The sequence below is a fragment of the Halomarina pelagica genome (genome assembly GCF_024228315.1).
GTDB lineage: Archaea > Halobacteriota > Halobacteria > Halobacteriales > Haloarculaceae > Halomarina > Halomarina pelagica.
Genome location: NZ_CP100454.1, coordinates 3,065,699 through 3,078,065 on the forward strand (window position 1 = coordinate 3,065,699; position 12,367 = coordinate 3,078,065).

14 protein-coding genes are annotated in these 12,367 nt (G+C 56.8%); 8 read left to right on the forward strand and 6 right to left on the reverse strand.

Going from position 1 to position 12,367, the window contains the following annotated elements; translation table 11 throughout:
- Positions 1–18: 18 nt before the first annotated feature.
- From NKI68_RS15910 to NKI68_RS15920, 3 genes are read right to left on the reverse strand one after another with little or no spacing between them, the layout of a single operon-like run.
- Positions 19–369, reverse strand: a complete 351-nt coding sequence (locus tag NKI68_RS15910) for a hypothetical protein (RefSeq protein WP_254544096.1) — start codon at positions 367–369, stop codon at positions 19–21.
- Positions 370–822: a hypothetical protein gene (locus tag NKI68_RS15915; protein ID WP_254544097.1), complete on the reverse strand. Its 453-nt coding sequence runs from the start codon at positions 820–822 to the stop codon at positions 370–372.
- A gap of 30 nt (positions 823–852) precedes the next feature.
- Entirely contained in the window at positions 853–1,212 is a 360-nt protein-coding gene (locus tag NKI68_RS15920; RefSeq protein WP_254544098.1) for a hypothetical protein, read from the reverse strand.
- A gap of 156 nt (positions 1,213–1,368) precedes the next feature.
- On the opposite strand from NKI68_RS15920, the gene NKI68_RS15925 reads away from it, so the two are divergent.
- The 5 genes from NKI68_RS15925 to NKI68_RS15945 all read left to right on the forward strand — a co-directional run bounded on the left by NKI68_RS15925 (position 1,369) and on the right by NKI68_RS15945 (position 5,155).
- Positions 1,369–1,638: a hypothetical protein gene (locus NKI68_RS15925; RefSeq protein ID WP_254544099.1), complete on the forward strand. Its 270-nt coding sequence runs from the start codon at positions 1,369–1,371 to the stop codon at positions 1,636–1,638.
- The gene (locus tag NKI68_RS15930; protein ID WP_254544100.1) at positions 1,635–2,153 is read left to right on the forward strand and encodes a hypothetical protein; all 519 of its coding nucleotides are present in this window, start codon (positions 1,635–1,637) and stop codon (positions 2,151–2,153) included. Before NKI68_RS15925 ends, NKI68_RS15930 begins: the two co-directional genes overlap by 4 nt.
- Positions 2,150–2,986, forward strand: a complete 837-nt coding sequence (locus NKI68_RS15935) for a P-loop NTPase family protein (protein WP_254544101.1) — start codon at positions 2,150–2,152, stop codon at positions 2,984–2,986. The genes NKI68_RS15930 and NKI68_RS15935 overlap by 4 nt, the downstream gene beginning before the upstream one ends.
- A gap of 168 nt (positions 2,987–3,154) precedes the next feature.
- A complete protein-coding gene (locus NKI68_RS15940; RefSeq protein ID WP_254544102.1) occupies positions 3,155–4,564 on the forward strand; it encodes a hypothetical protein in 1,410 nt (469 codons plus the stop codon).
- A gap of 57 nt (positions 4,565–4,621) precedes the next feature.
- The gene (locus NKI68_RS15945; RefSeq protein WP_254544104.1) at positions 4,622–5,155 is read left to right on the forward strand and encodes a hypothetical protein; all 534 of its coding nucleotides are present in this window, start codon (positions 4,622–4,624) and stop codon (positions 5,153–5,155) included.
- Between the two features lies 1 nt (position 5,156).
- On the opposite strand, the gene NKI68_RS15950 is transcribed toward NKI68_RS15945, so the two are convergent.
- Both NKI68_RS15950 and NKI68_RS15955 read right to left on the reverse strand, forming a co-directional pair.
- A complete protein-coding gene (locus NKI68_RS15950) occupies positions 5,157–5,741 on the reverse strand; it encodes a tyrosine-type recombinase/integrase (protein ID WP_254544105.1) in 585 nt (194 codons plus the stop codon).
- Between the two features lie 148 nt (positions 5,742–5,889).
- Positions 5,890–6,960 carry a right-handed parallel beta-helix repeat-containing protein gene (locus NKI68_RS15955; RefSeq protein WP_254544106.1) on the reverse strand — a complete coding sequence of 357 codons (1,071 nt, stop codon included), beginning with the start codon at positions 6,958–6,960 and terminating at the stop codon, positions 5,890–5,892.
- A gap of 234 nt (positions 6,961–7,194) precedes the next feature.
- Between NKI68_RS15955 and NKI68_RS15960 the strand changes: the two genes are divergently transcribed.
- Entirely contained in the window at positions 7,195–8,898 is a 1,704-nt protein-coding gene (locus NKI68_RS15960; protein ID WP_254544108.1) for a glycosyltransferase family 2 protein, read from the forward strand.
- A gap of 91 nt (positions 8,899–8,989) precedes the next feature.
- Here the strand turns inward: NKI68_RS15960 and NKI68_RS15965 are convergent, their stop codons facing one another.
- Positions 8,990–9,280, reverse strand: a complete 291-nt coding sequence (locus NKI68_RS15965; RefSeq protein WP_254544109.1) for a hypothetical protein — start codon at positions 9,278–9,280, stop codon at positions 8,990–8,992.
- A 1,385-nt stretch (positions 9,281–10,665) separates the two neighbouring features.
- Here NKI68_RS15965 and NKI68_RS15970 point away from each other — a divergent pair.
- On the forward strand, positions 10,666–10,995 hold the full coding sequence (locus NKI68_RS15970) for a hypothetical protein (RefSeq protein ID WP_254544111.1): 330 nt from the start codon (positions 10,666–10,668) through the stop codon (positions 10,993–10,995).
- Positions 10,996–11,254: 259 nt separating this feature from the next.
- A complete protein-coding gene (locus tag NKI68_RS15975) occupies positions 11,255–12,352 on the forward strand; it encodes a glutamate--cysteine ligase family protein (RefSeq protein ID WP_254544112.1) in 1,098 nt (365 codons plus the stop codon).
- Positions 12,353–12,367 lie beyond the last annotated feature (15 nt).

The window sequence follows — 12,367 nt, forward strand, 5'->3', positions numbered from 1 at the left end:
CATATCTGTCGCTATGAGTTATCTGGAAGGCGGTTCTCGGCGGTCGACCCCAGGGGTGAACGCCTGGCGAATGGTATCGCGCGCGTACCGCGTCGCGCCCTGGTCGGGGAGTCGGCCAGTCACGGCCGCCAACCCGAACACGAGCATCAGAATCGCCCCACCGATGCACAGGAACGCGAGGGCGGTGTGCTGAACCGAGACGAGCTTGGTGTCGACGGCCGTCTCGACGTTGAACGCCGAGAGCGCGAGAAACGACCACAGGAGCATCGTCGGAAACGCCCCGAGGCGTTCGTCGAGCCGTCTCGTGAGGGTGACGTACGTCGCGAGGAACGCGAACACGAGGAGGGTCTGGTAGATGCCGAGGAGCATCTACAGCCACCTCGTGAGCAGGGTGACGACGGCGATCCCCGCGAGGGGGACGAGCGCGAACGAGCCGAGTTCGTAGGCGGTGCCGGTCCACCCCCGGATGCGTTCGGCGTCGACGGGCTTGTCCGCGTAGGCGTAGGAAATCGACGCCTCGCCGCCGTCGGTGGTTTTAGCCTTGTCGTACCACGTCACCGCCCCGTCGGCGGTGTCGAAGTCGTAGTCGGTGCCCTCGACGAGCTGGGTGCCGTTGAACACGACCGTCTCGTTGTCGTAATACTTGTATGCGTCAACGTCGACGCTCGTCGCGTTCGCGTAGTCGACGAGGATAGACTCGTTCTCGACGGTGCCCGTCTCGGTCGGGATGTCCTGGTACGCCGCGTGCGCGCCCATGAGCCCGACTCCGAGGGTGAGCGCGACGACGACGAGCGCGAACACTGCTGAGTGCAGTTCGTTCATAAAGGCGAGAAGGGGGGTACCCGAACCGCGTTAGATCCCCCGGATCACGTTGAGGACGAGTGCCGCGACGACGACGATGAGCACGATCGGCGCGAGCTCGAACGCCGTCGCCGTCAGGCTCTCGACCTGTGCACTCGCGTTCGACAGCGGCCCCGACGTCTCGGGGAGGGCGTTGAAGATCTGACCCAGGACGAGCACGCCCACCGCGAGCGTGACCGCGACCTGGACCATCATGCCGAAGCGCCCGGCCATCTGCCCGGACTTCAGCGTCCGTCCCTCGTCGGGGTTGTGGCCGCGAGCGTACGCGCCGGCGCAGTACACGCGGTCGAAAACTGATTCTGAACTGTTGGGCTGAGCCGCCGGGGGCGACTCGATGGCGCTACCTGCCATACCACCGTTAACAATACCCCGCTAGTAATATCTATCGGCTGTATGATAATACAATAGATAGAGCATGAATATTGCATGATTATGGCATCTGAATCGTCTTATCAGGTGTATAGCTAGGCGATGAATATTAATAAGATATTCCCGTCGGTATAGGTGATGGCACAGCACCAGAGAGAGCGGAGCGACATCGAGGAGCTTCGGGGCTTGCTCGAGGGCGCGGTGGGACGCCCGCGACGCGAGCAGCGGATGGGGACGTTCAAAGTCAGACAGAGCGGCGATTCGAAGTGTGTCACGCTGTCCGCGGAACTCGAGTACGTCGACTTTCCGACGAAGGTGGGTGAGCGCGTTACCGTGTGGCTCGTTGAGGACGGAGAGAAACCGTATCTGAGAATCGAGGCCGTCGAACGCCCCGAGGAGGGACGATGAGCACCTACGGACACGAAGAGCCGTCGTCGCGACCGCGACAGGTCATTCATGACGCCCAGCAGTATGCGTGTCGGTGGCATGAACTGTGTGTCCGGGCACATCAGGGCGTCGCTCCGGACGACGTTCCGCTCGAGGCCGCCCGGCGCATGTTCCACAGTGCGGCGATCAACTACTGGAAGCAGATCGAGCGATTCAAACACGAATCGCATATCGCGCGTGCGTGGTCCGAGCGGGTATTGTGGACCGAAGAGGACGGCGGCGACGAGATCTCGGTGACGCTCGACGACATCGGCGAGCACTACCGCTTCCGGACGAAGACCGTCACGGTCGACGCCGGCGACATCACTACCGGGGAGACGCCGACGACGAGCGACGTCGCGGTGTGTCTCACAATCGAGCAGGCGACGCGGCTCGTCGAAGCGCTCGACGAGATGGCCCACCGCCTCGGCTTCGACGCCTCGGTACAGAAGGTCCGCCCGAAGGGCGTCATCGGCGACGCGGAGGAGTACGAATGAGTAGCGGCACATATCACCCCTCCGACGACGAGTTTGTGTCGCCGTGGCAGCAAACCCTGCTCTATAAGCGCTGGCATCAGCGCGTGGCGGTCGGCGGACCGAACGACTTCATCATCTGTATCACGCCGTCGTCGAAAACCGGCGTCTCCGGGACGGGGAAGACGACGCTCGCGACGGTCCTCGCAAAAGAGTTCGATCTGACCGACGACGGGTTCAACGCAGAAGAGAAAGCGACGCTCGACGCGGGCGAACTGGCATACGACATCTTACCCGAGGTCGAGTCCGGATCGGCGCTCATCTTCGACGAAGCCCAGGGCGCGCCGGGAACGGCGTCAGTGAACTCTCGGCGAGGGATGACGTCGGCCGCGCTCGACGCGATCAACGGGATCCTCGCGAACCGGGATAAGCGCCTGACGCTCATTATCGTCGCCCAGCAGCTCTCGATGCTCGACAAGCTGCTCTATCCGATGATCGACGCGTGGCTCTTGATCCGAATCGAGCCGACACAGCCGAACGGGCCGCTCGTCACGCATCACAAAATCTACGTCGAAGACTACGACTTGGGTAGCCCCAAGTCGAAGACGCCCGCGCTCGAGGATCTGAGCTGGCCGGCGCTCTCTCGGCGCGACCCGGATTACCGGACGATGGAGCGTAAGAAGCAGAAAGCGAAACGCAAGCGCTCAGAGGCGGCGGATGAATTACCTGCTGAAATCCCTAAACCATTGCGCGATGAGAAGATCACGCAGATGTACGCCGCCGGCATTTCACAGAAGAAAATCGGGGAAATCTTCGATATATCCCAGTCAATGGTGTCGCAGATCGTTAATAGCTGAGCCGGGAGAAACCACCCGACGACAGGCGGGTTTTCGACTATAAATTAATCACCAGAATAGGGTACAGTACGGGCAGCAATCAGGGAGAGCCGACGATCGGTAATGATAATCGTGAGACCTCGTGTCTCGCGCCGGTACTGTTACCTATGATTACGTGAATGTCTGACTGTGATACCGGTAGAGTTCAGCTCGCGCGACGCCGCGAGCACGATTCGGACGAACCCGAAGTTCCGCGGGTTCCTCGCCGACGCGGACGACGCACGGACGACCACGGTGCTCCTGAAAGAGACGACACCCGCGCCGGCGGTGAGCGAGATCGAGGGCGAAGCGGCCGACAGTCGCGCCTACCGCGCGGACCAGTACGGCCAGGTCGACCTGACCGCAGAAGAGCGAAAACGGATCGACTTCACGCGCACGAACGTCCCGACTGCTCGGAGCGCGAAGGCGATCGCGCAGGGCAAGGGCGTCGACGACTGGCTCGCGTACTTCGATCCTGAACTGACGGTTGACGAGCACCGCGACGTGTTCGAGCGCGCGGTTCGAGAGGACCGCGGCGACTACGGCGGGCGTGAGCGGCTCGACGAGCGGGAGGTCGACCGCCGGCTCGCGCATGGCCACCAGGAGCGACAGGCGAGTGAGCGCACGCGCGCGAAAGACTTCGCGTTCGGTGGGGATCGTGAAGCACAGGCGTTTCTCAGGGATGAGGGACCGCTTGGCGACGTCTTCGACATCGGGTTCGAGCGGACCGCTGGGGGGCTCTCCGGATACGGCGAAGACTTCGAGCGCCTCGAGGACGTCCACGAGGGACGCTCCTTGCGCGCGCGAACACTCGACGAGATGAACGACGCGCCTCGGACGCGCGACCCGTTTCAGTGGTCGAACTCCCCCGAGCGGTGGGACTACCCTGGCATCGACACGGTGCAGCCCGAGCGGTTACACGCGGCGCGGTCGCGACGAGCGCGCACGCTCGACGAGAACGAGTTCGCGCCGGTTGCCGATACGAAAGAGCAGTGGGCGCACGACCCCGACCGGCTCGACTGGCCGGGCATCGATACGCCGCGGTCGTACGGCGCGACGATGGACACGCCAATCCCCGAGTCAGACCGGGGAGTGCCGGGGAGCCGTGATCGACACCCCGGCGCAGGGCTCGTCCCCGATCGGGTGCTCGACGAGCAGCTCGAGGGGACGGGCCTCGCCCCCGAGGACTTCGTTCCTGGACTCGGGCTCGAGCGCGAGGAAGACGTCGAAGAACGCGTTCGATCGCGGGGGACGCTCTTTGGGTTAGCCCCCGACGACGAGATCGACCTGGCCGACGTCGACCCGCGCGCACGGAGCGACCCACTCGGCGAGCTCGTCGACGATCGCGACCGGCAGGGTGCGCTCACCGGCTTCGGCCTCGAGGCAGACGCCACGCAGTACCGTGAGAGCCGCCTTGAGGTCGAAGCGGCGAGCGAGTTCGGCATCGATGATCGGACGTCGAGTTCGTTCGGTGTCGGGCGCGACGAGTGGAGCAGCGAGCAAGACACCCTGTTCGGCCCGGAAGTGAACCGCAAGGAGAAAGGGCTGTTTGACTTCTGACGTTCTTTCTGATCACTAGTCCGTAAAGCATATTACATAATCATATGACCATGGCTCATGGTTGAGATCTTCTCGGTGGTCCCTATCCTAGGTCTATTTTTGAATATGTTCGGGGCTAGTCTGATGGTAGCCCCGGATTTTCCTGACCGGCCATTTTTTAACCGCTATCGGAAAATATTATACAAGCATGATAGATGGAATTCGAAGGTTGAACCAGCTCGGTCGAAACTCGTTCCAGTGGGACCAGAAGGAGGAGTCCTAACCGATTCATCTGCTATCGAAGCAATTAAACCATTATTTCCGGAGAGTAAAATGTTCGATGGGTCATTAACAAAGATTTGCGTCAAACAAGTACTCTCATCCAGATCGTCATACTATCCAACCATGTATGGCCTTGGGTCTAACCCCGCCTGCGAATATGAGTTAACATTTGATAATGGATCTAAGACTACTGTAGATCGTAACTTAATACGGGCCATCCACGAGAAGAACCAGAGAAGGTATATAAAATTTGGAGTGTTTACTCTTTTTATTGGGTTTCTTCTCCAACTTATAGGTGTATTAGCAAATGTGCTCTCTTCCCTAAGCTAAATTAGAGCCACTCGACTTTCGCGACTTCCTGACGCTGCATCTCCGGGCTGTAGACCCCGAGGTAGTGCTCGCGGAACGTCTTCCAGTCCTCCCACCCTCCCCACTCCATCGTCATCCCCGGCTCGACGCCCGCCTCGACGAGGAGCGTCCCCCACGTCCGCCGGAGGTCGTGGGGGCCCAGGAACTGCCAGCCGGCGTCGGCCGTCTCGGCCTGGCACCGCTCGGCGGCGAGCTGCACCCAGCGCTCGACCGTCCGCGTGGACTTATCGACGAGCGGCGTATCAGGTCCGGCGTCGCGGACGTCGCCGTACGCGGCTATCGTCGCGTGGAGATCGCGCGGGATGGGTGACTCGCGGTACTTGCTACCCTTACCCTCCCAGACGCGGACGCGAAGCCCGGCGCTCGTGTTGACGACGTCGGTCGGGGTGACGTCGACGATCTCCGAGACACGCAGCCCGGAGCGTGCGCCGAGGCCGAGGGCGATTCGTTGCTCGGTGGTTTTGGTCTGCTCGAGGAGTAAGTCGACTTCGTCGGTGGTGAGCCAGACGCGTTTGCCGTCTCGCTCGTCGTAGTCTTTGAGTTGCATCGTTCACGCTTTGCCAGCTTTCCCGCCAACAGTAGGTGATAGATTGGCAGATATACTAGTTGTTTCGGTGGTCAGGTGGGTGTGAGTGTCGGAGTTGACAGTGGACTCCGACAGGGCAAGCGGAGCAATATGAACCAGCTATCGTCCACTAGGGGGATGTCACAATCGGCTCATCACGAACGCCGCGAATCTGGTTGTTTTGAATAGTGTAGGTGCCCTGTGAGTCAGGGAGCATCACGATACCGTGGCGACACCGCCGCTCGCCGCTCTCGATGATCCAATTACCTGTAATTACTGCTCCAGTAGATGACCCTGCTCCCGTGCGGACGTCGATTCCATTATACCCTGCATCTTTTTGTTGTGAATTATTTCGAAGTCGGCTATCTTTGATTCGACAACGTGGTGAGCTGACGATCGATACACCGTGCTCGTCTGAATGGCGAACCGTCGACTCGTGAAGGCGCGTCTCCGGCGCACGGCGGAGGAACACGCCGTTATACTCTGATCCCTCGATAACGGAGTTCTGGATAACCGTCTTATGGCATGGCCTAAACTCCTCGTCTGATTCGACCGCTATACCGTGGTATCCGGAGGATGCAAACGTACAATGGTTGATCGTTATCCCCTGACAGTTGTTGAGCACGAGAGCACCGTTTTCGCCATTCGAGCGAGTCGTCGTTTGGAGAATACGGCAGTCACGACAGCCATTCGTGACTGCCACCCCATTCCAACGATTTTCAGTACATATCCCATCACGCACAAGCCCATCGCGGACGCCTTGGAGTTTGGTCCCGTCTTCTGAACAATGTGTTGTCTTTACTCCGATTACCCGTGACCGATTGCCTTGACAGTGGATCCCGATTCCTCGTATATCACGAACAGTGACCTCTCGAATAGTCAGGTTGGTCGCATCCTCAACGCCACGAACGCCATACATGACGCCACTATCCTGGTTCTCTCTATTTCCATCGATGGTAAAAGCTTCGATAGTGATTCGCGGCCGGGTACAGTCAAATATTCCTTGAAACTCAGCGTTTGTTTGATCTTGAAGACAGATATAGACGTTCTGCCCGGTGAGCTCCTGTCCTTCATGCGGCGACCATCCTCCGCGAGTTCGGTAGATGCCCTCCTCGAAGTTGACTGTCGCCTCTGGCCCTGCGCGGTCAAGCACCGCCTGGATGTCATCGCCGGGTGAGACTGTGGTTCGAGCATGACTCATACACTGTCGTACAACGTCCATCAATAAATGCGTAATAGGTGGCGTAGGAATTAACCGGAGCAGAGATTTCCGGGCGATTCGCCCATATTCTACGACTAATTAAGCAGGGATAATAACAATTTCATATACTCATTCTAGTTTATATGTTCATACATTGTATATCATATCATATGTAATCTATTTTGTCAGTGCAAAACACTTAACACCCCGTATTAACATTTCAGGATGTCGTTCATGGGACCAGACGTGACCTTTGATGAACCTCCTGAGCCCCGCGAGAGGACAGTGAGGTCAGAACGAGTACAGACTCCTGAACACTACCCGTATCTTCTCTCTCCACAATATTGGGAGAAGCATCATCTTCTTTACACAGGAATCATCGGAACATGGATACTAATCGTTGCTGCAAGTATTCCGATGTTCGTAGAAATGGTGGCGAACGCGCCCGTCTGGTGGGCGGTCGGCCTGCTCAGCATTATTGCTCTCTCGCTGCCGGTATTCTGGATGTTCGGCCTCTATAACATCTTCGTCACCTTCATTGGGTTCTTCTGCGGGAAGAACCCTTCCCGGCGCGATTACCGCGAGGTCAAGGATACACCCGTCGCGATTGTCTATCCGACGTTCAACGACTTTTCGCCGATGCACCTCGATGAATCGCGTCAGCAGGACCACGAGCACACGTACACATACATCGTCGACGATAGCACGGATCCGGACATCATCGCTGAGATTGACGCGTATGCCGCGGCTCGCGAAGGCGTCACCGTCATCCGGCGCGAAGGGCGTGAGGGCTTCAAGGCAGGTGGCCTCAACCACGCGCTTGAACACGTAATCGATGAGCCGTATTTCGCGCTGATGGATGCCGATGAAGTCCTCCCCGATGACTTCGTCTCGGAGACGCTGATGCTCTTCACGGATAGCGATATTGGGTTCGTCCAAGCGAACCACGACTACAACCGTGGGACCGCTACCCGCTTCGGGAAGGCACTCGGTATCGGTGTTGACGTCCACTGGGATATCTATCAACCGCTACGCAACAAGTACGGATTCGTGATGCTGCTCGGTCACGGCGCACTTATTCGCAGCGATGTCTGGAAGGAGATCGGTGGGTTCCCCCATCTTGTCTCCGAAGACCTCGCATTTTCCACACGTGCGCGTGAGTTCGGGTATCGGGGGGTATTCGCTCCCAACGTAACCTGCCTCGAGGACTTTCCGGTGAATTATGACGCGTTCCGGACGCGTCACAAGAAGTGGACGGGGGGGTCAATTGAGTACATCACGAAAGAACTTCCGCGGTTCCTGAAGAGTGAAGAGCCGTCGCTCGTCGAAAAGCTGGACGTCCTCATTCCGACGTTACAGCTGCCGCTTACGGCCGTATTCATGGCCTATCTCTTAGCCGTAGGGGCGCTTGAACTTACGACTGGCACCGTCGTCCCTGTTGGCGTTGCCTCCCCGTGGTTCTTGACTGTTGTGACGATTGTGACGTTGTTGTCGCCCGTCTACTGTTACATTATTGCGCTGTGGAAGCGCCCGCTGAAGCTACTGCATTTTGTTGCGACCAGCACGACCGTCTACTGTTCGGTTGCGGTACTCGCAGTGGCGCACGGAATCAAGATCCTAACGCCGCTGGAGAAGGCGGAGTTTCTGACAACGCCGAAGACGGAAGGCGCGATGATCAACTGGCGGCAGTACTGGCCGACGGTCGCGATGGGCGTGGTCGTCATGGGAATTGCCGCCGATTCCGGGTTGCTGATCGGTGCAGCAGCACTCACCTGGCTTATCGCACCGCTATTAGCGGTCTATAATCGTGAGTCACCGCTCGGTACTGTTGCTCGAGTGGCGTCACTCATCCCACTGGTAGTGATGCTCACGGGAATCGCGTGGGGAACGGCGATGGTCCTTGGGCTCGACCCCAGACTCAGTCTCGCTCTCCAGTAGCCGCGCCCTCACTCATGTTTACTTTACTCGAAAAAAGATTCCGTCAGCTTAACGTGCCCACAAGACAGTAGAAGATCAGTATCTGCGTGAGCTAGGCGTAGCATTCATCGCGATTGTCGATGGATATTCGACGACCACAGGTTTGTCCACTATTGCGATCTTGTTCTGAGTTGAGGAGGGAGCTGATGGTCGCCGTCTCGTCTGACTCAGCGGTGGCCGCATTAGCTGCGGCCCGGTACTCGTCGACGGGATACGGCCGCGGACATACCGTTACATCTCGAGGAACGTCGTATCGGCTAGCGAGCTGCTCGCGCTGGTTTTCGTGTGAGCCTTCTTCTTTCTGGCGCTCGGTTGAGACGCGGATGTAGCTGGCGACGTCCATCGTTGTAAAAGGTACAGCCTACCGAATCATATGTGTTGTGTATTTTCTTATATGTATTAATGTTTTAGAACCACTCCCTTCTACAACGGCAAGAGCGGATGGTGCAGCTACCCACAGAGGTCAGTCACAGATACAAAAACGTAGAAGCGTTATCTCCTCTTCAGATCCAAGGCCAATCCGTGTTATGGGGGAACAAACCAAAGTAATACCCGGGGAAGTACTTACTATTTAGGTTTGAGCCGGTTTGGTTTTAGGAGTCTAAAATATATCACCCAAAAGGACTATTTGGGTGGGGGCGCTATAGAAAGATAGGGACGGCAGCCGGTGCTTGCTGGCTGTAGTATGTCTACAGAAGGTAGCGTAGAGCCCTGCGGCAGAGCTACACTGATGGCACACGAACCTACTTCCCTGTAGGAGGTTCACGCTGGCACAGGAAAGGGCAGTTACCACTGTAGACCGTCCCCACCCCACCTGTGATCTTCCGGACGGGTGGCACACGCAGTGATGGGGGTCCACCCCAGCTGTTCCCGTCCGTACTCTCACTTCTTCTGGAGTGGGGTCTGCCCTCAGGTTGAACGATTATCTGTGCGCATGAAGTAGTTTTGGTATATTCAGCTAGTAGTGACTTATCCTCCTCTATCAGCCCTCTCAAATGAGTGCCATCATCGTTGCGCTCTACCTCCAAGCAACAAGTTTACGCGACGATATTTAGAGGGTAGTATGCATTGTGGGATTCATTTTTTAGTGATGAATAGTTCCTGTGCGGTAATTGATCACTGGTGGTTTACTCGGTTGAATTCGGGATTAAAAAGCTACGCTCTTGTGTAGTACATTGTTGATGTAGAGCTGTCTTGCGATTCTGTAGTGAATCGAGCGAGACTAAAACCAGATCGTTAGGCAGTCAGGCGGTCAGTTTTTGTTCCTGTTCTACCGTAGAGAGCTGTATCAACAATCTCCTACGGAAGAGCGAAAAGCTAAGTGCCGCTACGGCTCCACCGCATGTATGATGCCGTGAGCACAGTAATTTTGAGCGCCCGCTTCTATGCACGTCGTGTTTTGTCCAACGTGCACTGTTCCTTTTAGCGTGATCAAGCATTACGAGTGTGCTTGCCATATGCTACCTCCCTTATCATCACATCTTCCAGAGGTTGTTATGTGAAAAGGCGTTCACTACTTCCCGTGAAACTACCCGTAATTGCAAGACACGTAGAGGTCTTTCATGGAGGGGTACACCGGCGATAAGATAGAGTACGCATTGATTTCCCCATATCAAGATACGAGACTATCTGTAAATGTCTTAGATATACGTAACTCCCACATACCTGTGTACTCGGCTAGTCACTTCTTTCGATAACCTAACCGTGTATCACGCCGTCTCTATCTCCATGACCCTCGACGAACTGGAGTGGGAGGTGGCTCCTCAGAGTGTAGGACTTATTGACCAGATTCACCAGGTCCTGGTCGACGAGGCACCTATGGCGTACAGTGTCGCCGATTTCTTCCGGGAAGCCGGACCTGAAGAGGAAGACGAGGACTCATTCAGACTAATTCGTGCCCTCAGTAATGCGATGGATTGGCAGATTTCACGCCGCCGATCGGAAATCCTTGTCGAGATGGCTCTCGAGACACTCGTGTATCATGAGATCCTCGAAAAACGGATCATGACACGTGGCGAGGTGACCACTGCGTATTACCGAGTGTCGGTCGATTCGTAACTGGTCGTCTTTACCCGGATATCACAGTTCTCTAACTGGGACAGAAGATTCACTGCGTATTCTCGAAACCTCTCTTCGAAGGGTTCAATATCCGAACCACTCGTCGAAACCTAAGATACTGTAATATACATTAGTTGTCACAAATCCCACTACCTGTAGACACAGCGTTTGTACCGGCCACTGCAAGGCGTAAGAGCATACCTACACGTCACGTACATCTGTGTAGAAATATGCCGTTAACATACATTTGGTGACAATCATGAAGGTAGGGGTCGAGGTCGAGTATTGGGTAATCGATGAAGCGGGTGCACTGAGTGATGGACGAGCACTAGCCGATGGACACGAATACGTCGAACCTGAGTTCGTCGCACCGTTGATAGAAATTCAGACGCCGCCTGTTGAGTCCGAGGCGGCGCTTCGAGAGGCCCTGCATTCGATTCTTCGGGGTCTCCTTGAGTCTGCTACCGCACAAAGTAAACACCTCGTACCACTTGGGACTCCGCTTACGCGACACGTGACACCGGCTACTAGTGAACGAGGTCGGTTACTTGAACGAATCTACGGGAGTAGACTGGATCCAGCAAAGCAGTGTGCTGGAACCCACATCCACTTCGACATCGGGAAACCGACCCCACAGTTGAACTTGCTCACCGGGCTCGATCCGGCACTGGCACTCGTGAGTTCCTCACCCTGTTACGACGGTATTCGAGCGATGAGTTCGTCACGGGCCTATGCGTATCGCCGCCGATGTGGCGACTCCTTCACTCAGTTTCGCGACCTGTGGGAGTACACACCAACTGTCGTAGATTGGCAAGCACGTCTCTCTCGATCCTACAAGGATTTTCACGCCCTTGCCGCCGAACGCGGTGTTTCAGACCGCGAGTTTCAGCTGCACTTCCAGCCAGAAAACACCGTGATGACACCGGTTCGGTTCCGCTCACACCCGGCGACAATCGAATGGCGTGCACCTGATACAGCGCTTCCCTCACAAATCGTTGCACTCACGGGGGACATGGTTCGACTCGTCGACCAGACAGCGTCTAAGCGAGTCGAAATCGGTGCCCCCGGTATCTACTCGGACTGTATTCGTATTCCCGAGTTTGAAATCCTAACTCGGCTCACTACGACAGCGATTAGGGACGGTCTTGGTTCTCACGCTGTGACTGATTACCTCGAAATGATGGGGTTCGTGCCAGCTGACTACACCCCGATTTCTACGGAGATCAATTGTCCTTTCCAGATCTCTGAGCAGGAGGCACGACAGATCCGACTTGAGTACGCCGAGCGTCTAGCCCGAGATGTGGAGATCTTAGCGACGGGTGTCACGAGGAGCCAGCCCCTTCGACCAAGCGACTGATGTCTGTAATAAGCT